General features: G+C 64.9%; 29 protein-coding genes. 13 read left to right on the forward strand and 16 right to left on the reverse strand.

Features of this window, described 5'->3' with window-relative positions; genetic code table 11:
• Nucleotides 1-112 precede the first annotated feature (112 nt).
• Entirely contained in the window at nucleotides 113-787 is a 675-nt protein-coding gene (locus tag AC1DRD_RS03760) for a methyltransferase family protein (RefSeq protein ID WP_478040356.1), read from the forward strand.
• Nucleotides 788-825: 38 nt separating this feature from the next.
• Complete coding sequence (fumC, locus tag AC1DRD_RS03765) at nucleotides 826-2,217, forward strand: class II fumarate hydratase (RefSeq protein WP_478040357.1); 1,392 nt, start codon at nucleotides 826-828, stop codon at nucleotides 2,215-2,217.
• A gap of 115 nt (nucleotides 2,218-2,332) precedes the next feature.
• On the opposite strand, the gene AC1DRD_RS03770 is transcribed toward fumC, so the two are convergent.
• Both AC1DRD_RS03770 and AC1DRD_RS03775 read right to left on the reverse strand, forming a co-directional pair.
• Nucleotides 2,333-2,812: an SRPBCC family protein gene (locus AC1DRD_RS03770; protein ID WP_478040358.1), complete on the reverse strand. Its 480-nt coding sequence runs from the start codon at nucleotides 2,810-2,812 to the stop codon at nucleotides 2,333-2,335.
• Nucleotides 2,809-3,081: an ArsR/SmtB family transcription factor gene (locus AC1DRD_RS03775; protein ID WP_478040359.1), complete on the reverse strand. Its 273-nt coding sequence runs from the start codon at nucleotides 3,079-3,081 to the stop codon at nucleotides 2,809-2,811. Before AC1DRD_RS03775 ends, AC1DRD_RS03770 begins: the two co-directional genes overlap by 4 nt.
• Nucleotides 3,082-3,345: 264 nt before the next feature.
• Between AC1DRD_RS03775 and AC1DRD_RS03780 the strand changes: the two genes are divergently transcribed.
• Both AC1DRD_RS03780 and gmk read left to right on the forward strand, forming a co-directional pair.
• A complete protein-coding gene (locus AC1DRD_RS03780; RefSeq protein WP_478040360.1) occupies nucleotides 3,346-3,549 on the forward strand; it encodes a hypothetical protein in 204 nt (67 codons plus the stop codon).
• Between the two features lie 31 nt (nucleotides 3,550-3,580).
• Nucleotides 3,581-4,237 (forward strand): guanylate kinase, encoded by a 657-nt coding sequence (gmk, locus tag AC1DRD_RS03785; RefSeq protein ID WP_478040361.1) that lies wholly within the window; start codon nucleotides 3,581-3,583, stop codon nucleotides 4,235-4,237.
• Nucleotides 4,238-4,389: 152 nt separating this feature from the next.
• On the opposite strand, the gene AC1DRD_RS03790 is transcribed toward gmk, so the two are convergent.
• From AC1DRD_RS03790 to AC1DRD_RS03820, 7 genes are all read right to left on the reverse strand, one after another.
• Nucleotides 4,390-5,073: an ATP12 family chaperone protein gene (locus AC1DRD_RS03790; protein ID WP_478028188.1), complete on the reverse strand. Its 684-nt coding sequence runs from the start codon at nucleotides 5,071-5,073 to the stop codon at nucleotides 4,390-4,392.
• On the reverse strand, nucleotides 5,070-5,321 hold the full coding sequence (locus AC1DRD_RS03795; protein WP_478028190.1) for a hypothetical protein: 252 nt from the start codon (nucleotides 5,319-5,321) through the stop codon (nucleotides 5,070-5,072). The genes AC1DRD_RS03790 and AC1DRD_RS03795 overlap by 4 nt, the downstream gene beginning before the upstream one ends.
• Nucleotides 5,318-5,989: an HAD-IA family hydrolase gene (locus tag AC1DRD_RS03800; protein ID WP_478040362.1), complete on the reverse strand. Its 672-nt coding sequence runs from the start codon at nucleotides 5,987-5,989 to the stop codon at nucleotides 5,318-5,320. Before AC1DRD_RS03800 ends, AC1DRD_RS03795 begins: the two co-directional genes overlap by 4 nt.
• The gene (locus AC1DRD_RS03805) at nucleotides 5,986-6,582 is read right to left on the reverse strand and encodes an FMN-binding negative transcriptional regulator (protein ID WP_478040363.1); all 597 of its coding nucleotides are present in this window, start codon (nucleotides 6,580-6,582) and stop codon (nucleotides 5,986-5,988) included. The genes AC1DRD_RS03800 and AC1DRD_RS03805 overlap by 4 nt, the downstream gene beginning before the upstream one ends.
• A complete protein-coding gene (locus AC1DRD_RS03810; protein ID WP_478040364.1) occupies nucleotides 6,582-7,853 on the reverse strand; it encodes an RluA family pseudouridine synthase in 1,272 nt (423 codons plus the stop codon). Before AC1DRD_RS03810 ends, AC1DRD_RS03805 begins: the two co-directional genes overlap by 1 nt.
• Nucleotides 7,850-8,221, reverse strand: coding sequence for a fluoride efflux transporter CrcB (gene crcB / locus AC1DRD_RS03815; protein ID WP_478040365.1), 372 nt, complete (start codon nucleotides 8,219-8,221; stop codon nucleotides 7,850-7,852). Before crcB ends, AC1DRD_RS03810 begins: the two co-directional genes overlap by 4 nt.
• Nucleotides 8,222-8,547: 326 nt before the next feature.
• Nucleotides 8,548-9,330, reverse strand: a complete 783-nt coding sequence (locus AC1DRD_RS03820) for a hypothetical protein (protein WP_478040366.1) — start codon at nucleotides 9,328-9,330, stop codon at nucleotides 8,548-8,550.
• Between the two features lie 114 nt (nucleotides 9,331-9,444).
• On the opposite strand from AC1DRD_RS03820, the gene AC1DRD_RS03825 reads away from it, so the two are divergent.
• Both AC1DRD_RS03825 and AC1DRD_RS03830 read left to right on the forward strand, forming a co-directional pair.
• Nucleotides 9,445-9,666: a hypothetical protein gene (locus AC1DRD_RS03825; protein WP_066812729.1), complete on the forward strand. Its 222-nt coding sequence runs from the start codon at nucleotides 9,445-9,447 to the stop codon at nucleotides 9,664-9,666.
• Nucleotides 9,667-9,718: 52 nt separating this feature from the next.
• Entirely contained in the window at nucleotides 9,719-10,081 is a 363-nt protein-coding gene (locus AC1DRD_RS03830) for a hypothetical protein (RefSeq protein ID WP_478028200.1), read from the forward strand.
• A 64-nt stretch (nucleotides 10,082-10,145) separates the two neighbouring features.
• Here the strand turns inward: AC1DRD_RS03830 and AC1DRD_RS03835 are convergent, their stop codons facing one another.
• The 3 genes from AC1DRD_RS03835 to AC1DRD_RS03845 form a co-directional block, all read right to left on the reverse strand.
• Complete coding sequence (locus AC1DRD_RS03835; protein WP_478028201.1) at nucleotides 10,146-10,712, reverse strand: glycine zipper 2TM domain-containing protein; 567 nt, start codon at nucleotides 10,710-10,712, stop codon at nucleotides 10,146-10,148.
• Between the two features lie 106 nt (nucleotides 10,713-10,818).
• A complete protein-coding gene (locus tag AC1DRD_RS03840) occupies nucleotides 10,819-11,247 on the reverse strand; it encodes an OsmC family protein (RefSeq protein WP_478040367.1) in 429 nt (142 codons plus the stop codon).
• Nucleotides 11,248-11,312: 65 nt separating this feature from the next.
• Entirely contained in the window at nucleotides 11,313-11,618 is a 306-nt protein-coding gene (locus AC1DRD_RS03845; protein WP_478028205.1) for a glycine zipper 2TM domain-containing protein, read from the reverse strand.
• Nucleotides 11,619-13,079: 1,461 nt separating this feature from the next.
• Here AC1DRD_RS03845 and AC1DRD_RS03850 point away from each other — a divergent pair.
• Nucleotides 13,080-13,718 carry a trimeric intracellular cation channel family protein gene (locus AC1DRD_RS03850; protein ID WP_478028207.1) on the forward strand — a complete coding sequence of 213 codons (639 nt, stop codon included), beginning with the start codon at nucleotides 13,080-13,082 and terminating at the stop codon, nucleotides 13,716-13,718.
• On the opposite strand, the gene AC1DRD_RS03855 is transcribed toward AC1DRD_RS03850, so the two are convergent.
• From AC1DRD_RS03855 to sppA, 3 genes are all read right to left on the reverse strand, one after another.
• Nucleotides 13,715-14,929 (reverse strand): MFS transporter, encoded by a 1,215-nt coding sequence (locus AC1DRD_RS03855; protein ID WP_478040368.1) that lies wholly within the window; start codon nucleotides 14,927-14,929, stop codon nucleotides 13,715-13,717. The two genes, AC1DRD_RS03850 and AC1DRD_RS03855, sit on opposite strands and share 4 nt — an antisense overlap.
• Nucleotides 14,930-14,995: 66 nt before the next feature.
• Complete coding sequence (locus tag AC1DRD_RS03860; protein WP_478040369.1) at nucleotides 14,996-15,559, reverse strand: N-acetyltransferase family protein; 564 nt, start codon at nucleotides 15,557-15,559, stop codon at nucleotides 14,996-14,998.
• Nucleotides 15,556-17,445, reverse strand: a complete 1,890-nt coding sequence (gene sppA / locus AC1DRD_RS03865) for a signal peptide peptidase SppA (protein WP_478040610.1) — start codon at nucleotides 17,443-17,445, stop codon at nucleotides 15,556-15,558. The genes AC1DRD_RS03860 and sppA overlap by 4 nt, the downstream gene beginning before the upstream one ends.
• A gap of 287 nt (nucleotides 17,446-17,732) precedes the next feature.
• On the opposite strand from sppA, the gene AC1DRD_RS03870 reads away from it, so the two are divergent.
• The 4 genes from AC1DRD_RS03870 (at nucleotide 17,733) to AC1DRD_RS03885 (ending at nucleotide 22,193) form a co-directional block, all read left to right on the forward strand.
• Nucleotides 17,733-19,121 (forward strand): MATE family efflux transporter, encoded by a 1,389-nt coding sequence (locus AC1DRD_RS03870; RefSeq protein ID WP_478040370.1) that lies wholly within the window; start codon nucleotides 17,733-17,735, stop codon nucleotides 19,119-19,121.
• Nucleotides 19,122-19,280: 159 nt separating this feature from the next.
• The gene (groES, locus tag AC1DRD_RS03875) at nucleotides 19,281-19,568 is read left to right on the forward strand and encodes a co-chaperone GroES (RefSeq protein WP_066812912.1); all 288 of its coding nucleotides are present in this window, start codon (nucleotides 19,281-19,283) and stop codon (nucleotides 19,566-19,568) included.
• 93 nt (nucleotides 19,569-19,661) lie between these two features.
• A complete protein-coding gene (gene groL, locus AC1DRD_RS03880) occupies nucleotides 19,662-21,305 on the forward strand; it encodes a chaperonin GroEL (protein WP_478028212.1) in 1,644 nt (547 codons plus the stop codon).
• A 222-nt stretch (nucleotides 21,306-21,527) separates the two neighbouring features.
• The gene (locus AC1DRD_RS03885) at nucleotides 21,528-22,193 is read left to right on the forward strand and encodes a hypothetical protein (protein WP_478040371.1); all 666 of its coding nucleotides are present in this window, start codon (nucleotides 21,528-21,530) and stop codon (nucleotides 22,191-22,193) included.
• Here AC1DRD_RS03885 and AC1DRD_RS03890 read toward each other — a convergent pair.
• On the reverse strand, nucleotides 22,190-23,164 hold the full coding sequence (locus AC1DRD_RS03890; RefSeq protein ID WP_478040372.1) for a bifunctional helix-turn-helix transcriptional regulator/GNAT family N-acetyltransferase: 975 nt from the start codon (nucleotides 23,162-23,164) through the stop codon (nucleotides 22,190-22,192). The two genes, AC1DRD_RS03885 and AC1DRD_RS03890, sit on opposite strands and share 4 nt — an antisense overlap.
• Nucleotides 23,165-23,308: 144 nt before the next feature.
• Here AC1DRD_RS03890 and AC1DRD_RS03895 point away from each other — a divergent pair, with 144 nt between their 5' ends.
• Nucleotides 23,309-24,922: a DUF6311 domain-containing protein gene (locus AC1DRD_RS03895; protein ID WP_478040373.1), complete on the forward strand. Its 1,614-nt coding sequence runs from the start codon at nucleotides 23,309-23,311 to the stop codon at nucleotides 24,920-24,922.
• A gap of 84 nt (nucleotides 24,923-25,006) precedes the next feature.
• Complete coding sequence (gene pepF / locus AC1DRD_RS03900) at nucleotides 25,007-26,866, forward strand: oligoendopeptidase F (RefSeq protein WP_478040374.1); 1,860 nt, start codon at nucleotides 25,007-25,009, stop codon at nucleotides 26,864-26,866.
• Nucleotides 26,867-26,949: the final 83 nt, after the last annotated feature.

The following is a 26,949-nucleotide window of genomic DNA, read 5'->3' on the forward strand; positions in this document are numbered from 1 at the left end:
GGCGGTGGTCGTACTGCGGCTCGGCCGGATCGAGTATGACCCCACCGGAACAAGCCGGCAGCGGCGGCGTAGGGTGGAAATGGCGCAGCAACAGCCGCAAGATCCGACACCAATGTCACGCGCGACGGCGATCGTTTATGCGGTCGCGCTGCCGATCTCGCTGTTGTTGCTCGTCTTCCTGCCGGCCGGCGATATTCTCTGGGTGCCTGGCTGGATTTTCGTCGCCGCGCTGGTGATCGGGTTCGCGGCATCCGGACTGGCGCTCGCCAAGATCAATCCGGTCATTTTTCGCGCGCGCAGTCGCTTCCAGCCGGGGACCGAGCGCTGGGACTTGCCGCTGGTAGCGGTGATCCTGACCGCGATGGTCGTGACCATTCCCGTCGCGAGCCTTGACGCAGGGAGGGTGCATTGGTCGCACGTGCCGCTGTGGTTGGTCGTGATCGGTTATTCCGCCCTGCTCGGTGGGATCGCGGTCACCGCCTGGGCGCAGGCGGTCAACCCGTTCTTCGAGCCCGGCGTGCGCATCCAGTCGGAGCGGCATCAGCGCGTGATCGACTCCGGCCCTTATCGCTTCGTCCGCCACCCCGGCTACAGTGCCGCGGTGGCGATGTTCCTGGGAATATCGCTGGCGCTGGCGTCGTGGTGGGGATTGGTGCCGGCCGCGATCGCGTCGGTCCTGCTTGCCGTCCGTACTGCGTGGGAAGACCGGCTGCTCCACGACAAGCTACCGGGTTATCGGGACTATGCCGGCCGAGTGCGCGCAAGGCTTGTGCCCGGCATCTGGTAACGCCAAATCGGGCGCTCCCGTCACGAGGAGCCTGCGCGATGACCGAAACCCGCACCGAAACCGATTCGATCGGCGCGATCGAGGTGCCCGCGACCGCCTATTGGGGCGCGCAGACGCAGCGATCGATCGAGAATTTCCCGTTCGGCGAGCGCGAGCGAATGCCGATCGCGATCGTTCATGCGCTCGCTTTGGTGAAGCAGGCGGCGGCGCGAGTGAACCGCATGCATGGGCTGGCGGCGGACAAGGCCGACGCGATCGAAGCGGCGGCGACGGAAGTGGTCGCGGGCAAGCTCGATGACCAGTTCCCGCTGGTCATCTGGCAGACCGGCAGCGGCACCCAATCGAACATGAACGTCAACGAGGTGATCGCCGGCCGCGCCAATGAGGTGCTGACGGGCAGACGCGGCGGCAAGACGCCGATCCACCCGAACGATGACGTCAACATGAGCCAGTCGTCGAACGATAGCTTTCCGACGGCGCTGCATGTCGCGGCAGCATTGGCGGCGACGCGGCGGCTGGTGCCGGCGATCGAGCGGCTGGAGGCGGCGTTGCTCGCCAAGACCCAGGCGTGGCAGGACATCGTCAAGATCGGCCGCACGCATCTTCAGGACGCGACGCCGCTGACGCTCGGCGACGAGTTTTCGGGTTATTATGCGCAAGTGCGTCTGGCGCGGACGCGGTTGGTTCCGCTGATCGAGCATGGCCTGTCCAAGCTCGCGCAGGGCGGCACCGCGGTGGGAACGGGGCTCAACGCGCCGAAGGATTTCGGCCCAGCGATCGCCGCCGAGCTGTCCGATCTGACCGGCTTCGCGTTCGAGACCGCGCCGAACAAATTCGAGGCGCTGGCGTCGAACGACACGTTGGTCGATTTCTCGGGGCGGTTGAACAGCCTGGCGGTCGCGCTGACCAAGATCGCCAACGATATCCGCCTGCTCGGCTCGGGCCCGCGCTCGGGGATCGGCGAACTGATGTTGCCCGCCAACGAACCGGGCAGCTCGATCATGCCGGGCAAGGTCAATCCGACCCAATGCGAGATGCTGACGATGGTCGCGGCGCAAGTGATCGGCAATCATCAGGCGGTGACGGTCGGCGGGATGCAGGGGCATCTCGAGCTCAACGTGTTCAAGCCGATGATCGGAGCGGCGGTGCTGCGCTCGATCGATCTGCTGGCGGTCGGGATGGAGAGTTTCGCCGAGCGCTGTGTCGAGGGGCTCGAACCGGACCGGCGGCGGATCGCCGAACTGGTCGATCGCTCGCTGATGCTGGTGACCGCGCTCGCGCCCGAGATCGGGTACGACAATGCGGCGAAGATCGCCAAGCATGCACATGAAGAGGGGATGACGCTCAAGGAAGCGGGGCTGGATCTGGGGTTGGTCGATGAAGCGACGTTCGATCGCGTCGTGCGGGCGGAGGATATGGTCGGACGGTAAGATGAGACAGACCCTCACCCTTCCGGCGCTTCGCGCCTCCCTCCCTCTCCCGCATGCGGGAGAGGGAAGGGGCCCGCCGCCGAAGGCGGTGGGAAGGGTGAGGGTCTGTTTTTGATCAGCCCTTGATCCGAGCCACTTCGGCTTCGAGCTTGTTGAGCGTGGTCCGCCAGCCCTCGGGCGCGCCGCCGATCATGGCCTTGGCCGACTCGTCGTAGATCTCATATTCCTGGCGCACCGACATCAGCGATCCATCACCGTCGTCGCTGAAGGTCACGTAGGTCCGCACCGCGAACGGCGCGTTGCCGCTGTCGTCGACATGCGCGCCGGCCTCGAACGACAGGCTTTCATTCTCGACCACGTCGATGAAGCGGCCGTGGTTCCAGAATTTCTGGCCGTCGGGCGCCTGCATGCAGAGGTCGAAGCGGCCGCCGGGGCGACATTCGATCACCGCCTCGGGCGTGGTGAAATGTTCGGGGCTGAACCAGTTTTTCATATGCTCGGCCGTCGTCCAGGCCTGGAACACGATGGCGCGCGGCGCATCGAAATGGCGCTCGATCACGAGCGGTTCCGGGCGGATGATCGTCTTCTCGGTCATTTCTGCTGTCCTTTCAGGGTGTTGACATAGTCCTCCAGCTTATCGAGCCGGTTCTCCCACTCGCTGCGGCAATCGGCGGTCCAGCGTTCGACCAGGCCGAACGTTTCGGTGTCGATGCGGCAGGTCCGGACCCGCCCGGCCTTGTGCGACCGGACCAGCCCCGATTCCTCGAGCACCGCGAGGTGCTGCATGACGGCGGGGAGCGACATGGCGAAGGGGGACGCCAGTTCGCTCACCGACATCGGCCGAAGCGCGAGCCTTTCCACCATCGCCCGCCGCGTGGAGTCGGCGAGGGCGTGGAAGACGCGATCGAGGGAAGGTGATTCGTTAAGCATGCGCTTAAGTATTCCGGGCAAAACACTTTAGCAAGTGCTTTAGTGTTTGCCGCCGCAATTTTTCGTCACCCCAGCGAAAGCTGGGGTCTCAGGCGAAGGCGCCATATGGCTTGAGATCCCAGCTTTCGCTGGGATGACGTTTTGGGGAACCTTCCCCGCTATCCAACGCTTACCTCTCGGATTTTAGGGAGATTTTGCGTGATCGGAGACCTCGTCGCCGCTGCCATCGGCCGCAACATCGATCAGCGCGACGGCGAAGGCGGAACGCTCGGGGCGCTCGCCGGGGTCGCGACGTGGAAAGTCGCCAGGCGAGTCGTCCCCGCCGCGATCGTGATCGGCGGCGCGGTGCTCGGGGCACGCTATCTGATGCGCAAGTTCGGGAACGAACCCGCCAGCGCTTGACGCGCCCCCTGCGCGCACGCCACTAGCGCGCATGGTCGATCACCGTTCCTCGCAGCCGCCGGGCTTCAAGCGCCGTGGCTTGATGTTCGTACTGTCCTCGCCGTCCGGCGCGGGCAAGTCGACCATCGCCAACCGGCTGCTGGCGGAAGAGAACGGCCGGCTGAAGATGTCGATCTCCTACACCACCCGGCCGATTCGCCCGGGCGAGCAGGAGGGGCGCGAATATCATTTCGTCGACACAGATACGTTCAAGGACATGGTCGAGGACGACGCTTTCCTCGAATGGGCGCGGGTGTTCGACCAGCGCTACGGCACGCCGCGCGAGACGGTGTTCAAGGATCTCGAGGCCGGACAGGACATATTGTTCGACATCGACTGGCAGGGCGCGCAGCAATTGTTCCAGCTCGCCGGTGGTGACGTCGTCCGCGTGTTCATCCTGCCGCCGGGCCTGAAGACGCTGCGCGAGCGGCTAGAGGGGCGCAACACCGACAGCCAGGAAATCATCGAGCGTCGCATGGAGCGCGCGCAGGCCGAGGTCAGCCACTGGGACGGCTATGACTATGTCCTGGTCAATGACGATCTCGACGATTGTTTCGAGTGCGTCCAGACGATCCTGACGGCCGAACGGCTCAAGCGCTCGCGCCAGCGCGGGCTAATCGGGTTCATTCGCAAGCTGCCGGATAATTGACCAAGTCGGCGCTGGGTGATGAGGTGCTCGCCCGCCACAATTTCGCCCGTCATCCCGGGCTTGTCCCGGGATCCACCGTGCCGCGTATCCTGAACTGTTAGGGTTTGTCGCGCGGTGGATGCCGGCACAAGGCCGGCATGACGAATTAGGGGTTAGCTGACGAGGCTCAGAAACCGCGCGGCCGCCGCGAAGTCGTGCTGGCGGGTCTCGCGCGCTTTGACTGCCAGATCGTCCTCGCCCCAGTGCTCGGCCTGCCAGTCCTCGTCGAGATTGGCGGCCGCCCAGACCGCTTCGGCCTCCATCGCGCGCTCGGCGAGCGCGAGCGCCAGGACCAGCGACCCGGTGATCGTCACGATCGGTGACAGCGGCGCCAACTCGAACGGGCGGCGCGTGGCGATCGCGGCGCCCAGCCGCGCGATCGTCGCCTCGGGCTGGGGCCGGTGGATCACCCCGATGACGATCTCGAAATGGACGTCATAGCGGTCGCGCGCCCAATCGAGCGGCGGATCCCACAAAGCGGCCTGACGCGCGACCAGGTCGGGCGGGCTCTCGGCGCGATAGCAGAGGAGATCGCTCTCGCCATAAGCGGCGAGGCCAGCAGCGAAGGCGGCGGGATCGGGTGCGATACGGTCGATCGCGGCATTGGCCAGGCCGGTCAGCGGCATCGCGCGCGGGTCGATATCATCCGTTACTTCGCGCCATTCGTCGGCGACCGCTTCGGCCAACATGTCGGTCGGCAGCAATAGCGGCACGCGACCAGGGGTGCGCACGGGCCGCTCGTCGAGCCGCACGCCACGCTCGGCGTCGACCGTCACAGTCTTCCAGAACCGCTTCATCGCCGCGTCTTGGTCGTCCGCTTGGGCGCGTCTTCGTCGGGTGTGCGCCAGCGATGCGCGAGCGAGGCTGGAACCGCCCAGGACATGTAGAGCGCCGACAGTACGATCGCGACGCCCAGCACTTTTGGCGGCCAGGTAGGCGCCCGGCCGATCAGGATCACCGCGAACACTGCGCCGGCGATGGCGAGCAAACGGATCGCGGTGATGATCAGCCAGCGATTGCGGGATTGGATTGCGGAATCGGTCATCGTGCCTCCAGATGATGCGGCAAATCGGCGACGGCGAGCGCGACGCCATGCGCGCCCGCGGCGACCAGCTCGTCGGCGGGGTGATAGCCCCAGGCGACTCCCACCGCGCGGACCCCGGCATTGACTGCCATCAATATGTCGAAGCTGGTGTCGCCGATCATCACCGTACGCGCCGGGTCTGCGCCGGCCTCGGCGATCGCCGCCGCGATCATCGACGGATGCGGCTTGGACGGATGGCGGTCGGCGGTTTGCAAGGTGACGAAATGATGCTTCAGGCCGTGCGCCGTCAGGATATGGTCGAGCCCGCGATCGGATTTGCCGGTGGCGACGCCGAGCATCCAACCGTCGCCGGCGAGTTGCTCGACGATCGCGTCGATGCCGTCGAACAGCGGTTCATCGGCGAGCACGCCGCTCGTCCGCATCGCGAAGAACTTGTCCTTATACGCTTGCGCCAGCCAACGGTGATCCACGTCGGATGCGTCGGGGAGCAGCGCCTGCATCGCTTCGACCAGGCTCAACCCGACGATGCGGCGGATGCGGTCGCGCGACGGCACCTCGACCCGCGCTTCGGTCAGCGCCTCTTCCACCGCGCGACAGATATTGGCTTGGCTGTCGACCAATGTCCCGTCGCAGTCGAAGATCGCCAGTCTGGTTATCGGGCTGCTCATGCGTTGCGCATCCAGTGCGCGATGCCGCGCCGTCCCGATGCCTCGACGCCATCGGCGGCCGCCAGCCGCGCCGCTTCGGGCTTGTTCTGGCCGAGCTTGAGCGTGCCTCGCCAGGCGGCGATCTCCAGCCGGAAACCGACGATTGCGCTGGTCATCTTGTCGAACATGGCCGGATCCATCTTGCTCCGCGTCCATGGCGTTTTGTCGAGCCGGCCTTCCTGTTGGGTAGTCAATTGATCGACCTGCGCGACCAGCGCGTCATGCTCCATCCGCCGCATCGTGCCTTCGAGTTCGACCGCGACATAATTCCAGGTCGGCACCTGATTGTTGTCGAGCCCGTACCAATCGGGGCTGACATAGCCGTCGGGCCCTTGCGCGACGAACAAGGCGGTCGCGCCGTCGAGATGACGGACGATGCCGTTGCCGCGCGCCAGATGGAGGCCGAGGGTCGCGTCGTCGAGCCACACGACCGGCACATGCGCGACGCGCGGGCCGTCGGGCGTCGCACAGAACAACGCGCCGAAACCGAGTTCGGCGACCAGCGCGCGCATCGCGTCGCGATCTTCCCAGCGGAACGCGGCATTGGGATGCATCAGCGGCCCCTGCGCGGCGGGCCCTTGGGGCTTGCGGGCTTGGAGCCCGAAGACTGGGGGCCTGACGACTTGCGACTTCCAGGCTTGGGACCCGCCGATCTGGCACCCGCGGGCTTGTTGCCCGAAGACTTGGATCCCGTGGACTTGCTACTTGCAGGCTTGGGACGCGACCCAGATTTGCGTGGCTCGACAGCGGCACCGCGGCTGCGGCGTTCGCCTTTGCGTTCCTTGCGCATCGTCTTGGCGTGCGCCTTCGCCCAAGCCTTTTTCACCTGCTTGGTCGGCGGCGCCGGTTCGTCGAGCGGCATCATGTTGCCCGCCATCTGGTCGAAGCCCAGGCCGGACAGGCTTTCCGCGAAATGGGTCGGCAATTCGGCCTCGACGTCGATCTTGCCGCCATCGGGATGGTCGACCGCGATGCGCCGCGAATGGAGGTGCATCTTGCGGCTGATTCCGCCGGTCAGGAACGCTTCGGGGCCGCCATATTTGCCATCGCCGACGATCGGATGGCCGATCGCCGCCATATGCACGCGCAATTGATGCGTGCGGCCAGTGAACGGCTGCAACTCGACCCAGGCGGCGCGATTGCCGGCGCGCTCGATCACCCGGTAGCGCGACCGGGCGGGCTGGCCCTCGGCTTCGTCGACATGCATTTTCTCGCCGCCGGTGCCGGGCTGCTTGGCGATCGGCAACTCGATCATGCCGTCCTCGATCGACGGCACGCCAACCACCAAGGCCCAATAGACCTTCTTGGCGGTGCGGCCCGAAAACGCCTTGGCGAAGAATGCCGCTGCGCGCGAGGTGCGCGCGACGAGCAGGGCGCCCGACGTGTCCTTGTCGAGCCGGTGGACCAGCTTGGGCCGCCCCTCATTGTCGAACTGCAATGCGTCGAGCAGGCCGTCGACATGCTGGAGGGTCTTGGTCCCGCCTTGCGTCGCCAGTCCGGGCGGCTTGTTGAGCACGAAGGCCTGGGCGTCCTGATGGATCACCAATTCGCGCGCGAAGGCGATCTCGTCGTCGGTGAGGGGAGGGCGTTCGCGCTTGGGCTTGCCGGCGACCGGGACCGGCTCGGGCGGCGGGAAGCGCAAGGTCTGGCCCGCGGCGATGCGGTCGCCCGGCGCGGCGCGCGCGCCATCGACGCGCAACTGGCCGGTGCGCGCCCATTTGGCGACGGTGGTGAAGCTGGTGTCGGGCAAATGCCGCTTGAACCAGCGATCGAGCCGGATGTCGTCGTCATCGGGCGCGACGATGAAGGTGCGGATCTCGCTCATGCCACCGCCCGGATCAGGTGCAGGCCGGCGAACAACGCGAGGATCGAGCCGATCGCCGAGACCAATACATACGCAATCGCCATACCCAATTGCCCGCGTTCGATCATCAGCACGGTGTCGAGCGAGAAAGCGGAAAAGGTGGTGAAGCCACCCAGCACCCCGACGCCGAGCAGCAGGCGAGCATGTTCGCTGCCGCCGGTGCGCGCCAGCATGCCGGCGAGCGTGCCCATCAGGAACCCGCCGATCAGGTTCACCGCAAGCGTACCCCAGGGATAATCGGGCCCGAACCAGCCGAGCGTCAGCTTGCCCACGAGGTAGCGCGCGGCGCTGCCCAGGGCACCGCCGGCCATGACGAGAAGGAAATTCATTCGCGCGCTGTAGCCGCACGCGGGCATTCGGACAAACGGCGGTTTGGGAAGAGGAGTGCGCGCCATGCTAATCGTCACCCCGGCCCTGTGCCGGGGCCAACCCTCCACAACGGAATCAAGCCGTTGTTGCGCATTGGAAGCCGGGACAAGCCCGGCATGACGAATTCTGATGAGGTCGCTTGATGGGCCCCGGCCTTCGCCGGGGCGATCGCCACTTGGTGGCGATCGGTTTCAGCATCGACGCGAACGGCGTGACCCTTGCTGTCCGTTATCGGGAGGGTGAGCTCGCGTCGATGCTGAAGCGGCTAGAAGAGATGAGAACCCAATCAGTTCCCGTTATTTGCGACTAAATCGACTTCGGTCCTGCCGTCACCGCGCTTTTCGACATAAATGACATAGGCGCCGCCGTCCTTGCCGCGGACGCCGCCCAGCACGTGCTGGCCGCCATCGGCCTGATGTTCGGCCGAATAGCCGGCGGCAGTGACGCGGCCATAATAATAATCGAGTACCGTCTGGACCGAGGCGCCGGTCGAGAAGCTGACGACGCGAAGCGCGCAGCCATTGCCGGCGACACCCGCCGCTTCGTCGACGCGGGCGTCGGGATAGAGCGGGATGTCGGCGGGCAGGCGCTGCACCCAAGCGGTCGAATATTGCAGACCACGCGCGCAGCCTGACGTGCGCTTGTCGGCCTGACGCTGGGCCAGTGCTCCCAGTGTCACCGAATCGCGCTTGACCTTGCATTGCGGGCAGTCGCCGGCCGGGGCAGGGGCCGGTTTGCTGCCGCCGCTCGACGAACCGGTGCCGTCGGCGACATTGGTGCCGTCGGTCTTGGACGGCGCCACCGAATCGGGCGGGGTCGCCCCCGAATAGGGCTGTTGCGGCGGGCGGACGGCGTCGTTGTTGGCCTGACCGGTCAGCGCGGGATCGACCATGATCTGGTCCTGGAGCGCGCTCATCATCGCCGGGTCGCGACTATTGCCTGTCGTATTGCCGCCGGCCAGTTCGGCATCGAGCGAGTCGATATTGCTGTCGGCGGGCGGCTTCGATCCGCACGCGGCGAGCGCAAGCGGGGCAAGTGCCCAGGCCAGATTGCGAAAGGTGATGCCCACCCAAAAAACTCCGATCGGTTCGGCGCTCGCCATGCCTGCGAAGTGGTTAAGAAACGGCCTATGATGACGACATTGGACTTGCGCCCGAAGTGTATTGCCCACATATGACGCGACATGCTCAATGTGCTCTCGATCATCATCGGCGTGATCCTGCTGGTCGTCACGCTCGTCGCCTTGATCCCTTTTCTGGGCTGGCTGAACTGGCTCGGGCTGCTGATCGGTGCGGTTGGGCTGCTATTCGGCGCGCTGTCGAAGAACAAGGCGGGGCTGATCATCAACCTCGTCCTGATGGCGATTGCCGCGTTCCGCCTGTTCCTCGGAGGCGGCATCCTGTAAGATAGTCCCGCGCGCCCGTCCGCTTAGAGGCGGGAGGCTTAGGGGACGTCATATGCGCTACCGTTTCGGGGTGGGCGTCGCGATGCTGGGGCTGGCCGCTCCCGCTTATGCTGACGCTTGGGATTTCATCCTGATCAACAATTCCGGCAAGGAAATCACGCTGATCGAACTGTCGCCGGCCGGTGCCAATCAATGGCAGAAGAACAAGGTCGACGAAGGCGAGAAGCCCAAGAACTTCAAGGTCGGCGGCCGAAATACGGTCCATTTCGACAAGGCCGCGTCGCAGTGCAAATGGGAAATCAAGGCGACCTTCGCGGACACTAGTTCCGCTGTCTTCCCGGCGGTCAATCTGTGCGACGCCTCATTCGTCACGATCCGCTTCAACGGCACGACACCCGTCTCGAGCGCGAACTGACGCGAAACGAGGGCCCGGTCGGGGACCGGACCCTCGCATTTTTATCGCCTGAACGATCAGGATCTTAGCGGCACTGCACCCGACCGCGGTCGATCGAGGACCCCAGCGCCGCACCACCCGCGACGCCGAGCAGGGTGCCGAATGTCGCCGAGCGTCCATTCGACAGGGCGTTGCCAAGCAGCCCGCCCAGCGCCGCGCCGGCGATCAGTCCAGTCGTGCCGTCCGAACGTCGGCAATAATAGCGTCCGTCATAGCCGCGATAGACGCGGTCGTTCCGGCTCAGGTGATAGGGACGATAATAGCGGCCGTCGCGATAATAGCGGTCGGCATAATAATATCGCTGACCCGGCTCCGTCCGGTTCCAGTCGTACGAGCGATAGCGGCGCCAGTCGCGCGTGTCCCTGCGATAATCCCTGCGCGCATCGCGAATCTCGCCGTTGCGCTCGCGATTCGCGCGCTGAACGTCGCGCCAATTGTCGGCATGACGCAGGTCCTTACGGTAATCCTTGTTGGCGTCGCGGACCTCGTCGCGATATTCCTTGCGCGCCTGGTACGGATTGTCCTGGGCCATCGCCGCGATCGGGGTAATCGTCACGCTGGTGGCCAGGGCGGCCATGATTAGCCGTCGCATCATCATTCTCCCGTTGTTTGGGTGCGGTTAAAACAAACCGCAGGGCCGGGAGGTTGCGTGAACGGGAAACTACCTCGCGTTCATCAGGGCGACAGATTGGCGTTGCTCAACCGTTGAGCGTATGCGCCAGCGTGATTTCGGCGTTGAGGACTTTGGATACCGGGCAATTGGCCTTGGCGTCCGCGGCGATGCGCGCGAACTGCTCCTCGTCGATCCCGTCGATACGCGCCGCGAGCGTCAGGTCCGAACGCGTGATCGCGAAGCCTTCGCCCTGCTTGTCGAGCGTCACTTTCGCGCTGGTTTCGAGCGTGCCGGCGGTAAAACCCTCACGAGCGAGGGCGAAGCTGAGCGCCATGGTGAAGCAACTGGCATGCGCCGCCGCGATCAGCTCTTCGGGATTGGTGCCGGGTTCGTCGCCGAAGCGGGTGTTGAAACCGTATTTCTGGTCGCTGAGGACGCCCGATTGGGTCGAGACATGGCCGACGCCGTCCTTGCCGAAGCCTTCGTATTTTGCCGAGCCGCTGCGTGTGGGCATGATGCATTCCTCATAGAAGAAGGGCGCGGTCCTTGCGAACCGCGCCCCATTTTAATCGTATCGCCTTAGCGGCAACGACGCTTCTTGGTGATCGTCTTGTCGATCGCCTGACCACCGAACGCGCCGGCGACGCCGCCGACGATCGTGCCGAGCGTCTTGTCGCCGCGGCCGGCGACACCATGGCCGATCAATGCACCGGCCACGCCGCCGACCACCAAGCCGGTGGTGCCGTTCGAGCGGCGGCAATAGGTGCGGCCGTCACGGCCGCGCCATTCGCGATATTGCGAGCGGCGGGCATCGGCCTGCGTGAGCGGAATGACCGCCGAGGTGACCATCGACGCTGCGCTGAGCGCGAGCAGAACTTTACGCATATTGTTTCCCTTGCTTGGTAGTGGATGTGATTCAATGCCGGGTGCGTAACGTTCTCGCAGCGATTGGGTTGCATGGCGTGCCGAATCCGGGACGAAATGATCGCGCGACACTTTGTTTCAACGCTTCTGCCATCTGTGCACGTTATCCACGTTATCCACAGGGACGGGTACGTGTTTCGTGCTTGGTGCGACTCGGCTTTGGTGACAGCATGATGACATCGAGAACGAGAGCGGTTCACCGAGAAATCGGAAGAAAGTTCAAGAACTTGATCTTCGAGAAGGTGCATCCGACCCGCAAGGGGAGGAAAGCGGTTTCGAGGTAGGGACGGCAGCGCTGCTGCGTCCGATTGGAGCGCGCAAGCGCGACGGCCGGACTATGCATCTGACGGACCGAACGTGATCAGGAAGCTTTCGGGTGGAATGATCGCGGGTCGCAACGGAACGCTGTTCATGAACCGGGCAACCGGGAAAATGAAAAGGGCACCGAGGCGACAAAGCGAAGACAGGGTGCTTCGGCAAACTATCTTCGTAGGCCGCCGGTGGCCGGGTTGCTGAGACTCTTCGGATGATCGCACCCGGCCCCGACGACCGACCCGGGAAGCTCAGGTGGGTCTTCGGATCAAACCGAACGGAACGGCGCGATACCAGGGCAGCTTTCGGGCCAGCCAGGTGGAGCAAACCGCGATGGACGAAATGCCTTCGGGTGGTTCGGCCGGAACGGAGCCGAGGGAAGAACGTCGCAAGACGATCTGAACGAAGCAAACGCGAGATTCCTGGGACTTTCGGGTCTGAGGGGTGGAGCGATCCGCGAAGGGAGAAGTGTCTTCGGACAATTCGATCGGAGCGGTGCAAAGGGAGGAGCGTCGCAAGACGATCCGAACGGAGCAAAGCGCGAAACCTGGCGCCGTCTTCGGACAGCACGGGCGTAGCGAGCCGCCGAAACCAGAAAGCGCGGTCAGGTCGCAAGACGTGATGAGCGGATCGAAGTCCGGCGACAGGGGAGTCGGTGGCAACACCGGCTCCCCAATTGCGTTTGGGGACTGGCGACATAGTCGGCTGTCCACCCCTGCTCCCCCGATTCCGCCCTCATTTATCTTTAGCCCTCTCCCGTATACGGGAGAGGGTTGGGTGAGGGTCTTCTTTCTTCTTTCAAGCAGCTGGAATTCAAGAAGAAAGAAGACCCTCACCTCCCACCGCCTTCGGCGGCGGGTCCCTCCCTCTCCCGCAAGCGGGAGAGGGAATTATCTTCCGAGCTTGCTTGCCGCGAGCGCCTTGAGATCCGCTAGCGGGCGCCGGCTGACGTACGGGATGCACTTTTTGCGGGGAACACCTTACCCTCGCTCTTAGGGGATAAGCACCGTTTACGTTTGGGGGAGCCTAGACACCTTTGGTTCGTCATCCGGGCTTTGCAGAACTCAAACCCTGTGGCGAAGCCTGGTGCGTCGCGCTACCCTTCGTCCGATGCTCCCCCACACCCCAGAATGGCTCCCGGCGATTGCGCCTTGGCTCGACCTTGCGGGGCTCGTCGTATTCGCCGCGTCGGGCGCGCTCGCGGCGGCGAGGCGCGGGCAGACGATGGTGACGCTCTGCTTCTTCGCGCTCGTCACCGGCGTCGGCGGCGGGACGGTGCGCGATCTGTTGATCGGGGCGCCGGTATTCTGGATCCATGACAGCCGCGCGGCGGCGGCGTGCCTGGCGGTTGCCTTCGCCGTGTGGCTGACTCCCGTCCGATGGTGGCGTGGGGCGGCGCTCGATTGGTTCGATGCGGTCGGGCTCGCCGCTTATGCCGTGTTCGGCGCGGCCAAGGCGATCGGGTTCGGCGTGCCCCCGGTGCCGGCGGCGCTGATGGGCGTGGTGACGGCCTGCGTCGGCGGGATCATCCGCGACGTGCTGGCGGGGGAGCCGTCGATCATCATGCGGCCCGAAATCTATGTCACAGCGGCCGCGCTGGCGTCAGGCTCCTATGTCGCTTTGGGGTTGCTCGGCGTGCCGCTACCGGTTGCCGCGGCCATTGCTGCCGTCGCGGGGTTCAGCCTGCGCGCGGCGGCGTTGCACTGGAAGCTGGCGCTGCCGGCCTATCGCAAGGGCGAGCCGGGTTAGCGCGCTTCGCAAGCACGGGTTGGGCGACGCGGGGCAAAGCGCAGCCCGGTGACGAACGCCACCCCGGCCAGCACGAGCATCACGCCGGCGAAGATCTCGCTGGCCCTGACCGGTCCGGCCACGGCGCCGACCATCGCGACGCCGATCACCGGAAGCGAATTGCCGATGAAGCAGATCACCAGATAGACCGACACCAAGCCGGCGCGGCGGTCGGCGGGTGCGATCGTGTTGACGATCTCGAGGCTGCCACGATAGCCGAGCGCCAGCGCGATGCCGCCACATGTCGTTCCCAGCATCAACAATGCGAGGCTCTGCTGCGACTGCGCGAGCACCAGCAGCGCGAGGGCGGGCGCGATCGTCACCAATCCGCTCAGCATCGCCATCCGGCTCGACAGGCGGCGCGTCGCCAGCATCGTCGCGGCGGCGACCGCGAACAATTGCGCCAGGATCGCGCCGCTGATCGCCGGACTGGCGAGATGCATCGCCTGGTGCAGGATCGACGGCACCAGCGCCGCGTAGAAACCGACAAAGGCGAACGTGGCGAACGAGGTGATGGCGGGCGCGACAAAGGCGGCGCGCGCGTCCTGCGGCAGCGCGAATTGCGGGCGGAACAACGCGGCGTCGATCGCGCGGGTTGAGACCGTCTCGCGAGTCCGCGTCACTATCACGGCGACCGTGGCGATAGCGGCGCCATAGACCAGAAAGGGCAGGGCAAGCGGCAGCGGTGCGTAGCTCGCGAGCAGCCCTGCGATCAACGGCCCCAGGCCAATCCCCGCCATGTTGGCCTGGATCGCGAGCAGGGTCGCGCGGGGGCGGTCGTCGGGTCGGAGGTCGACCAGCCAGGCAGTGCCGGTGCCCGATGCTAGCCCAACGGCGAGGCCGCTAACGACGCGTCCCGCGAACAGCCACGCCGTGCCGTGCGCCGTCAGGAAGACCAGCGCCGCGATCAGGCATAGAGTGATCGCGGCGAAGGCGATCGGGCGTCGGCCGATGCGATCCGACAGCCGGCCGAGGAACAGCAGCGCTAAGAGATTGCCGATGACATAAGCGGCATAGACGATCGTCAGCACGACGGCGGAGAAGCCGAACTGGGCCTGATACAAGGCATAAAGCGGCGTGATCATCGTGCTGCCGGCAAAGCCGATCGCGATCAGTCCCATCGCCGCCGCGGTGCCGCGCGGTGCCTGGGGTTGCGAGGACAGGTGATTCATGCCGGGGACAACGCGCCGTGCCGGTACAGGTGCCGACACTTAGGTCGGGATCGAACTATCGCGGCATCAGGCGCGAACCAAGCCGATCTCGCTGAACGGCTTGGGCTCGGCCGGTGGAATCGCGGCATCGTTGAGCTCGCGCTGCCAGAAGCCGACATCGATCCAGCGACCCTGTTTGAAGCCGAGCTCACGCAGCACACCCTGACGGCGAAAGCCCGCCGCTTCGTGCAGCCCGATCGTATAGTCGTTGGGCAGCGAAATCACGCTCACCGCCTGGACGAATCCCTGCGCGCGCAACGTGTTGATCAGCGCAGGGTAGAGCAGCCGTCCGACGCCTTGTCCCTGGACCGGCCCGGAGACGTAGATCGAGGTCTCGACGACATAGCGATAGGCCGGCCGTTCGCGGAACTTGGTAGCATAAGCATAAGCAAGGACGGCATCGCCATCCTCGACGCCGTTGGTCGCGACGATCCAGGGATAGAGCCCATCGCTCGCCGTCATGCGGTTACGCATCGCGCGCGCGTCGGGCGCCTCCGTCTCGAACGAGACCGTCGCGGTCAGCACATAGGGCGCGTAGATCGCCGCGATCGATGCTGCATCTTCGGGCCGGGCGGGGCGCAGCGCGATCACTGCCAGAAGGCCTTGATCAGCAGCTGCGCCAGCGTGCGGTCGTCGTTGTCGGGGCGGGCATCGGAGAAGCCGGCGCATTCGAGGCAGCGTGCCTGGACCGAATTGACCGTCGCCAGCCGCTTGGCATCGCCCAGCGCTCGGGCGAACACGTCCTGACGCTGCGCGGCAAGCATCGCGAACAGGTCACCAGCCTTGGCGTCGTCGGTCGCGCTGGCGTCGTCATCGTCATTGTCGGCAAAGCCCTGAACCAACTTGGCGAACCAGCCGGGCTGCTTTTCCAGATAGACGCGGCGCACGTTCTTGGCGTCGATCCCGGCGCGCTTGGCGGCTTCCGCAACGGCGTCGTCGAGCGAGCCGAAACGATCGACCAGCCCGAGCTGACGCGCGGTCCCGCCGTCCCAGACACGGCCCTGGCCAATCTCGTCGACGCGTTGCGGCGTCATCTTGCGGGCGGCAGCGACCCGGCCGATGAACTCGGCATAGCCGTGCTCGATCGAAGCCTGCAGGATCGAATCGACCTGGGGACTGGTGCCGCCAAAGACGTCGGGCTGGCCTGACAGAGGGGTGGTCTTCACCCCGTCGGTAGTGATGCCGAGCTTCTTGAGTGAATTCTCGAAGGTCGGGATGATGCCGAAAATGCCGATCGATCCGGTGATCGTATTGGGCTCGGCGAAGACCACGTCGCCGGCAGTCGACACCCAATAGCCGCCCGATGCGGCGAGCCCGCCCATCGAGACGACGATCGGCAGCTTTTGCGCCTTGGCTTCGAGTACCGCCTTGCGGATCGTCTCGGACGCGAGCGCCGACCCGCCGGGCGAGTCGATGCGGACGACGAGCGCCTTCAGGTCCTTCTTGGCCAGGCCGTCGAGCACTGCCTTGGCGATCGTGTCGCCGCCGGCGGTGCCGGGTCCGGCCTTGCCGTCGATAATGTCGCCGGCGACCGTGACGATGCCGATCCTGTCGCCGGAGGTGGACATCGGGTGGGCGGCGACAAAATCGTCATATTTGATCGCGGCGAAGCTACCGGCGACCTTTTTCGGACCGTCACCCGCCAGTTGCGCCACGCGCTTGCCGAAAGCGAGCCGATCGCCGAGCTTGTCGACCAGGCCGGAGGCGAGGTTGGCGTGCGCGATATCGCCCTTGGTCGCGGCGATCGCCTGATCCGGCGCGGTCAGAAAGGCGTCGATCTGCGCCTTGGGCCGCGCCTTGTGGATCAGGTCCTTCCACTGGCTGAAGATCGATGCGTAGAGCGCGGTGAGCGCTTCCTTCGCTTCTGGCGACTGCGCGTCGCGCTCATAGGGTTCGACGAACGACTTGAACTTGCCGACGCGATAGACGTGGACGTTGACGCCGAGCTTGTCGATCAAGCCCTTGTAATAGAGCTGGTTGCCGCCGGGACCCATGAACAGCGTGCCGCCCATCGGGTTGAGCCAGACCTCACTGGCATTGGCGGCGAGCAGATAGCTGCCGTCGGTATAGGCAGTGGCATAAGCCAGCACAGGCTTGCCCGATGCCTTGACCCGGCCGAGCGCATTGGCGACCTCGGTCACCGCGGCGGGATAGCCGCCGCCATAGCCGTCGAGATCGAGCACCACGACCTTGACCCGCGAATCGTCCTTGGCCGCATCGATCGCGCGGACCAGGTCACGCAGGCGGAATTGGTGCTGCTTGCCGCCACCTTGCATCGCGGCGAACGGGCTGACGTTCTCTGGTTGTTCGACGATCGGACCGTCGAGCTTGAGCAGCAGCGCTCCGTCGCGGACCGTGCTGTTGGGCTTGGCCGACAAAGCGGCGAACAGGATGCCGAAGAACAGCAGCATGAAGATCAGCACCAGGCCGTCCTTGATGCCGACCAGAATCTTCCAGGCGCCGCGTACCAATTTCACGTCGATCGTCTCCCACTGCGCCATGCAGCGTGTCTTAAAGCCGCGATAGCCGCAAGTGTGATGGTTGAGCAATACGCATGATTGGGTTCAGGCCTATGGCTCCTATTAGCCCCTCCCCTGCAGGGGAGGGTCGGGGGTGGGGGATGCCTCGCAGAGGGTGTCGCCTGCCGCGCCGCCCCACCCCAACCCTCCCCTGAAGGGGAGGGGCTTAAGTGTCCTCCAGAGTGTTGCCGCTAGACAATACACGCCCTAGAGCCTCCGTCCCTATGGTCGCGTTAGCTGCCCCCATGCCGCTGGCCGGCCCTGCCCCTGCCTCGACGCGCGCCGAACTATGGGCGCTGTTTCGCCTGTCCGGCCCGCTGGTCGGCGCGAATCTGCTGCAGATGGGCGTCTATGCCGTCGACGTGATGTTCGTGGCGCGGCTGGGCGCGATCGATTTCGCCGCGGCGACGCTGGGCGTGTTCCTGTTCAGCCTGATCATGTGGGCGATGATCGGCTTCACCGGCGCCTGCGCGCCGATCATCGCCGCCGAACTGGGTGCGCGGGCACATGCCGTTCGCCAGGTAAGGCGGTCATTCCGCATGGCGATGTGGCTGGGGCTGATCAGCGGGCTGTTCTTCATGGTGGTGCTCGCGTTCAGCCGGGAGATCCTGCTGCTGTTGGGGCAGGATCCGCGGGTGGCGGCACGCACCGGCGCGTTCCTCGACATCCTGTTGTTCATCATGGTGCCCAATATCTGGGCGGGAGTGATGCGCACCGTCGCCGCCGCGCTCGGCCGGCCGGGCTGGGCGATGCTGGTGACGGCGGGCGCGCTCGGCATGGGCGCGCTGGGCAATTGGTTGCTGGTGTTCGGCCATGCCGGCTTTCCCGCGCTGGGGCTGGAGGGATCGGCGATCGCCAGCCTGGTCACCGCGATCGCGATGATGCTGGCTTATGCCGCGATCCTGGCGTTCGACGGCAAGCTGCGCCGCTACCGCCTGTTCGGCAAATGGTGGCTGCCGCATTGGACGCGGATGGGCGAAATCGCGCGACTCGGCGCGCCGATCGCACTGACCTTTACGCTCGAAGGCGGGCTGTTCGGTGGCGCGGCCTTCCTGATGGGGCTGATCGGCGTGACCGAAGTCGCGGCGCACGCCATCGCGCTCAACATCGCCGCGCTCGCCTTTCAGGTGCCGTTCGGCATCGCCCAGGCGGCGACGATCCGGGTCGGCATGGCCTATGGCGCGCGCAACCGCGTCTGGATCGGCCGCGCCGGCTGGGCGTCGATCGTCACCGGCACCGGCTTCATGGTACTGACCGCGACGACGATCTGGATCGCGCCGAAGCTGATCGTCGGGATCTACGTCAATGTCGACGACCCGGCGCGGGCCCGCGAAGTGGCGCTGGCGATCCAGTATCTGGCCGTCGCCGCGATGTTCCAGTTGTTCGACGGAGCGCAAGCGGTCGCGGCGGGCGCGCTGCGCGGGCTGCAGGATACGCGCATTCCGATGGTGGTCGCGGCGTTCGGCTATTGGGTGGCCGGGTTCGGCACCGCGATCCTGTTCGGTTTCCATTTGCAGTGGCAAGGCGTCGGCATCTGGGTCGGGCTCGCCGTCGGGCTGGCCGTCGTCTCGGCGCTGCTCGTCGCGCGCTGGGCGATGCGCGAGCGGCTGGGATTGCTGCCCGCGGCCGGCTGACCCAGTCCGTCGCGGGTTTGAATGCTCTCGCCCCGCTTAAGCAAAAGAATCTTCCGACCCCGTTGACGAGTTGGAAGACGAGACACATATGCGCTGCGTTGGCACTCGGGGGAACTGAGTGCTAATCCCAATTCAATTCCTATTGAGGGACTCACGCAAATGAACTTTCGTCCGTTGCATGACCGCGTCCTCGTCCGCCGTGTTGAGGCGGAAGAGAAGACTGCGGGCGGGATCATCATCCCCGACACCGCCAAGGAAAAGCCGCAGGAAGGCGAAGTCGTCGCCATCGGCACCGGCACCAAGAGCGAGGACGGCAAGGTCACCCCGCTCGACGTCAAGGCCGGCGACCGCATCCTGTTCGGCAAATGGTCGGGCACCGAGGTCAAGGTCAATGGCGAAGACCTGTTGATCATGAAGGAAAGCGACATCCTGGGGATCGTCGGCTGATCAATTCCGTCACCCCAGCGCACGCCGGGGTCTCAAGCACCACAAGCTCCCAGCTTTCGCTGGGATGACGAACCATAAGGAAAGGTAGCCAACATGGCAGCCAAGGACGTTAAATTCAGCCGCGACGCGCGTGAGCGCATCCTGCGCGGCGTCGATATCCTGGCCGACGCGGTCAAGGTCACGCTCGGTCCGAAGGGCCGTAACGTCGTGATCGAGAAGTCGTTCGGCGCTCCGCGCATCACCAAGGACGGCGTTACCGTCGCCAAGGAAATCGAACTCAAGGACAAGTTCGAGAATATGGGCGCGCAGATGATCCGTGAGGTCGCGTCCAAGACCAACGATCTCGCCGGCGACGGCACCACCACCGCCACCGTGCTCGCCCAGGCGATCGTTCGTGAGGGCATGAAGTCGGTCGCGGCCGGCATGAACCCGATGGACCTGAAGCGCGGCATCGATCTCGCGGTGACCAAGGTCGTCGAGGACGTGAAGGCGCGCTCGAAGCCCGTCTCGGGTTCGAACGAGATCGCCCAGGTCGGCATCATCTCGGCCAATGGCGACACCGTCGTCGGTGAGAAGATCGCCGAAGCGATGGACAAGGTCGGCAAGGAAGGCGTGATCACCGTCGAAGAGGCGAAGGGTCTCGAATTCGAGCTTGATGTCGTCGAGGGCATGCAGTTCGACCGCGGCTATCTGTCGCCTTACTTCATCACCAACCCGGAGAAGATGACGGTCGAACTCAACGACCCGTACATCCTGATCCACGAGAAGAAGCTGTCGAACCTGCAGGCGATGCTCCCGATCCTGGAAGCGGTCGTCCAGTCGGGCCGTCCGCTGCTGATCATCGCCGAGGACATCGAGGGCGAGGCTCTGGCCACGCTCGTGGTGAACAAGCTGCGTGGTGGCCTCAAGGTCGCCGCCGTCAAGGCGCCGGGCTTCGGCGATCGCCGCAAGGCGATGCTCGAGGACATCGCGATCCTGACCAAGGGCGAGATGATCTCGGAAGACCTGGGCATCAAGCTCGAGACCGTCACCATCGGCATGCTCGGCACCGCCAAGCGCGTCTCGATCGACAAGGACAACACCACTATCGTCGATGGCGCCGGTGATGCCGATGCGATCAAGGGGCGCACCGAAGCGATCCGTCAGCAGATCGAGAACACCACGTCGGATTACGACCGTGAGAAGCTCCAGGAGCGCCTGGCCAAGCTCGCGGGCGGCGTCGCGGTGATCAAGGTCGGCGGTGCCTCGGAAGTCGAGGTCAAGGAGCGCAAGGATCGCGTCGACGACGCGCTGCACGCGACCCGCGCGGCCGTCGAAGAAGGCATCGTCCCCGGTGGCGGTACGGCTCTGCTGTACGCGACCAAGGCTCTCGAAGGCCTCAAGGGTGCCAATGACGATCAGACCCGCGGCATCGATATCGTCCGCAAGGCGCTCTACGCGCCGCTGCGCCAGATCGCGCAGAACGCCGGTCATGACGGTGCGGTGATTTCGGGCAAGCTGCTCGAGGGCAACGACCCGTCGCAGGGCTTCAACGCGCAGACCGACGTGTACGAGAACCTCGTCACCGCCGGCGTGATCGACCCGACCAAGGTCGTTCGCACTGCGCTGCAGGACGCGGCCTCGGTCGCCGGCTTGCTGATCACCACCGAAGCGGCGGTGTCGGAATTGCCGGAAGACAAGCCCGCCATGCCCATGGGCGGCGGCGGCATGGGCGGCATGGGCGGGATGGACTTCTGATTTCGGACGGGAGCAGCGAGAGCTGCTCCCGACACGAAATCGGAACGGACGGCGGGTCTTCGGCCCCGCCGAATATCCCGACCGACGTCAGGCAGCGGCTTTGCCGCTGCCCCGACCACAAAAAGAAAGGCCGACGGAGCGATCCGCCGGCCTTTCTTTTTATCCAGCGCGATGGCCGATGTCACGATTTACTCCCGGTTTTCCGTTTGATAGCGGTGCTCCGTGCAGAGCACCCCGTCAGTAAAACGAAAGCTCGAAAAGCCGGCTATCGGATGGCTTGCCGTCTGCGGGTGTCTGCTCTTGCTCAGCTTTGTTCTGGGCAGGATCGACGACGCCACCGAGTTGGCGCCGGACCACAGCAACGTCATCGGATGGGATTTCGCAACAGGCGTTGTTGTCGCTCTCGTCGGCGCTGTCGTCCTGTGGCCGACGACAAATTCATGGCCGGCCTACAATCGGATCGGCTTCACGATCGCCAGTTCTTTTCTGAGTTTTTTGGCGGTCTCGATGACGCTCCTGCCGGCGAGCGAGATCGTCGAGGGATGGATCGACTTTCCGCCCGCGAAGACAGTCACATATCGGCAGGTGCCAATCGCGATATCGCGAGCTTATCGGACGCATGGAAAAGGTCAGAGCTGGAACATCCAGACCATGCCGCTCTGGTCGAATATCGAGATCAGCGAAGATGACTATGCCTGGATGCTCGCCCATCGGCGTCCTGGGGACGTTGCGTCAGGTCCGGACGAGATAAAAAGCGAGGGGTATTTCTGCGTTCTGGCCAGCATCCAGAAGGCCGGGGATGCCATTCGGATACTCCATGGAGGGCGGGCGGGGCTGCCACGCGGAAGTATCGAATTGTGTCCTTCCGACGTCCAGAAAACGACCTAAGCAACGACGGTCGTTGAACTAAATCTGTCTTGCGTGCCCCGATACAGCATCGCCACATTGCACCGCGCGTAGCGCTTGCCGAACTCTTCCATAATTCCCTCGTCGTGCACGAACCCTGCCTTCTCATAGAGATGCACGCCCGCCGCACCCTTGGCGTTGCTCAGCAGATACAGCCGGTCGCACCCCAGCGTGAAGGCGCGCTCGATCGTCGCGTGGAGCAGGAATTCGCCCGCTTTGCGCCCGCGCGCTTTCGGCACGACGCCCATCTTGGTCAACTCGAACTGACGCTCGCCCGTCTTTTGCAGCGCGCACGTCCCGATGATGCCGAGCTCGGGATCCTCGACGAACAATATGTCGCCGCCCGGCTCGATCAGCCGTTCGCGCGGGTGGCTGAGCACGTCGATATCGGTTGGTTCGAGCGAGTACATGTCCTCGATCCACTGCGCGTTGATACGATAGAAATCGGGCGCGAGTTCATCGCTGAACCGGCGGATGGCGAGGCCGCCGCGCGGGCGCTGCTCGAGCGGTTGCGCGGCGAGCGCGGTCTCTATCGCGGAGATCTGTGCCAGGAAGGCATCGACGTCGCACACTTCGGCAACCGCGGCGCGTAGCCGCGGCCACAGCACCGTCCTCGCCAGGTCCATCGCCTCGTGACCCTTGTCGGTCAGCGCGATCGTCCGGGTTCGCTGGTCGCGTTCGTCGCGGCTGGTCTCGATCAGGCCGAGGTCGAGCAGTCGTGATTGGATGCGCGTCACGGCGGGCTGGCTGATCCCGATCCGCTCGGCCAGATCGCCCACCGTCTGGGGGCCGTGGCGGTGGAGGGCGGTCAGCAAGGGCATCTGGCTCGGTTGGGTCGGTAGGCCGCAATCCATGGCGATGCGTTCGGCGCCGGTCTGGAAGCGTTCGGCCAGTCGCTTGAGGCGGCTGCCGAGCATAACCGCTCCCTCGAACGCTATCGCATCGTCGACCATCGAATCGTCCTCGTGTTGCTATAAATATAACGTGATATATATCGCGTTATGGAGTCAAGCCCAGATCAGAAAAATCTCCCCTCGCCGAGAGGATTTTGGCCGTCCGTTAACTATAAAGTAGCGCAGGTCGGGCAAGCCGCTGGGGTGCGCGCGCTTCTGCCTCGATTGCCTTTGCTGCTGTTGCCGCTGGCGCTGTTCCTTGCGCTATTCCACCCGGCAACGCTCGATATCGGCAATGCCGGCTGGCTGATCCGTGGGTCGGACAATGGCGAGAATGCGTTGGGGATTCACGCGTGGCTGCACGATCCTGCGCCGGGCGTGCTGCGGACGCGCCAGCTCAACGCGCCCGACGGCGTGCCTTTATTGTTCACCGACAGCAATCCGCTGATTGGTGTCGCAACGCGGCCGCTCGCCTCGCTGTTGCCCACCGATGCGCAGTTCGTCGGTCCATGGATTCTGGTCTGCTTGTTCCTGCAGGTCTTCTTCGCTTGGCTGTTGCTCAGGAAATACGCACCAGGGCCGATCGCCTTGTGGTGCGGCGTCGTGCTGCTCGCCGCGCTGCCGACGCTCGCCAATCGCTATGTCCACGCCAATCTGATGGCGCACTGGCTGATCCTGTGGGCGCTGTGGCGCTTCCTCGATCCGGGGCGGGCCGGATCGAACCGGGGCTGGGCGGTGCTGCTGCTGATCGCGGCATTGGTGCACAATTACCTGCTGATGATGGTCGGCGCGATCTGGCTGACCGCAATGATCGAGCGCTTCGTGATCGCGGATCGGCGTCGGCGCGTCGTCCTGGTTGGCGGCGCGGCGGCGATTTTGGCGATGGTTGCGGGTCTAGCCTGGCTGCTCGGCGCCGGAGAGGCACATGCGCTGGCTGGCAATTACGGCGCGTTCGCGATGCCGATCGACGCGCCCATAAACCCAGGCACGCCGGTTTATTCGCGCCTCCTGCCGTCCGTCGCGCAGCGCGCGGGTCGCGGGTTCGAGGGGTTCCAGTATCTCGGCGCGGGGCTGCTCCTGCTGCTCCCGATCGCTGCAGTGCTTATGTGGAGGCGACCGGCGGCGGATAACCAGCGTTCGTCGTTACGTCGCTTGCGCTGGCTGATCCCCGCGCTCGTCGCGCTGACCTTGCTCGCGATCAGCAATTATCCCGATATCGCCGGACAGATGCTGCCGCGCGTCCCGTTGCCGAGTTTCCTCATAGCGGCGCTGGATTTGGTCCGGGCCTCGGGCCGGCTGTTCTGGCCGGTCGCCTATGTCCTCGCCCTGGTCGCGATCCTTGCCGCTTATCGCCTGCCGCGTGCCCAGGCCGACGGCCTGCTCGCATTGCTGCTGGCGATCCAGATCCTCGATCTGTCGGGCATGGCGGCCGTGGTCCGCGCACAGAGTGCCGAGGCGGGTGCGCATCGCCTCTACGTCTTGACGCCCGATCTCCGCTGGGATCGCGCGGTCGCGGCGGCGAGCGACGTCACCTTCGTACCGCCCGACGCGACGCGTGACCTCTCGCTGTTCCAGGAAGTCGCTTGGCGCGCGGTGGGCCAGGGCAAGCCTGTCCGATTGGTCTATGCGGCACGCGATTCGGTTGCGACCGTCGAGCGCCAGCGGCGCGAGCTCGCGGCGTTCACCGCGGGGCAGGTCGATCGGCACCGCCTTTACGTGCTGGCGCCCAACGTCGCGGTGCCAGCGACGGCGGCCGGGCGGCTCACACGGATCGACAATATTCCGGTGATCCTGCCCGTCGGTGCGCTAACCCGCTAATACACACTTCCCTTTGGCAGACCGTCGCGGCAGGATGAGCGCGTTCATGATGCCGGTCCACCGGCGCGCTCAAAGGGAAACAGCATGACCGAACTTTCGCGCCGCGAGGCGCTGACCGCCGCGGCAATGGTGTCGATCGTCGCCGCGATGCCGGCCTGGGCGCAGGATGCGGCGGCCGGTGCGATGTGGGATTTGACCGACCTCTATCCCAACGACGCGGCGTGGGACGAGGCGCGCAAGAAGACGCTCGCCGAGGTGCCGAGCCTGGCCAAATACCAGGGCAAATTGGGCGACAGCGCCGAGACGCTCGCGGCCTTCCTAGTCGCGCAATCCGACATCGGCCGCGCGGCGAGCCGGGTCTATACTTATGCCAGCCTCAATGCCGATGCCGATCTGCGCGTATCGGCCAATCAGGAGCGTCAGGCGCAGGCGATCGACCTGTTCACCGCGCTTGGCGAGGCCACCGCCTGGTCGACTCCCGAAATCCTGTCGCTGGGCAAGGCGAAGATCGACGGGTTCATCGCCTCGAACGACACGCTGAAGAAGCGCTTCGACTTCGCGCTCGCCGATACGTTGCGTCAGGCCGAGCACACCTTGTCGCCGGAAGGCGAGACGCTGTTGGCGGGCGTGGGCTCGCCTCTGTCGGGGCCGAGCGACATCCGCGAGCAGCTCGTCGCGTCGGACATTCCCTGGCCGACCGTGACCCTGTCGACCGGCAAGCAGGTGCGGCTCGACGATCAGGCCTATACGCTCAACCGCGACGCGCCCAACCGCGCCGACCGCAAGCTGGTGTTCGACACCTTCTGGGCAGAGTATGGCAAGTTCCAGAACTCGCTCGGCGCGGCTTATGCCGCCAAGCTCAAGGCCGACGTGTTCCGCAAGAAGGCGCGCAAATATCCGACCTCGCTCGCCATGTCCTTGTCCAACAACAATGTGCCGGAGGGCGTGTATCGGACGCTGGTCGCGGAGACGAACAAGGGCCTGCCCGAACTGCACCGCTATTTCGAGCTACGCCGCAAGCTGCTCGGCCTGCCCGACATGGCTTATTACGATATCTATCCGCCGCTGGTGAAGCTCGATCAGAAGGCCGAGCTCGCGGACATGCGGACCAACACGCTGGCGGCGACCAAGGTGCTCGGTCCAGAATATGTCGATCTGCTCGGCAAGGCGACCGCGGGCAAATGGATGGATCCGTTCCCGCGGCCGGGCAAGAAATCGGGCGCCTATATGAACCCGGGTGCGGCGTATGACCTGCACCCGTATCTGCTGCTCAACCTCGGCCACAATTACGAGGGCATGACCACCTTCGCGCACGAATGGGGCCATGCGATGCACACGTTGCTCGCGAACAAGAACCAGGTCTACGAGAAGTCCGACTACCCGCTGTTCCTCGCGGAGATCGCCTCGACCTGTAACGAACAACTGCTCGCCGCGTACATGGTCGCGAATGCCAAGACCAAGCAGGAGAAGCTCTATTATCTCGGCATGCAGCTCGAGGGCATGCGCGGGACTTTCTACCGCCAGGCGATGTTCGCCGAGTTCGAACTCGCCGCGCACGACAAGGCCGAAGCGGGCGAGGGGATGTCGGGCGAGAAGTTCAGCGCGATGTATCTCGATCTGCTCAAGCGCTATCACGGACCCAAGGTTGCGGTGTCCGACGCATACGCGTCCGAATGGGCGTACATTCCGCATTTCTATTCGAGCTTCTATGTCTATCAATACGCCACCTCGATCTCGGCTGCGTCCTATTTCGCGCGCGCGATCCTGAAAGGCGGCGCCAAGGAGCGCGACACTTACCTCACCGTCCTCAAGTCGGGCGGGTCGGATTATCCGACCGAGATCCTCAAGCGCGCCGGCCTCGATATGGCGAGCCCGGCGCCATATCAGGCGATCATCCAGACGTTCCGCGAAACGCTGGATGCCTGCGAGAAGTTGATGGCGTGAGACTATCTATGCCCCTCGCCTTTAGGGGAGGGGCTTTATAGCGCCACGTCGCAAAACCGATCCCGAATCGTAACGCGGACGTC

This window comes from Sphingomonas sp. P4_G2 (assembly GCF_056401155.1).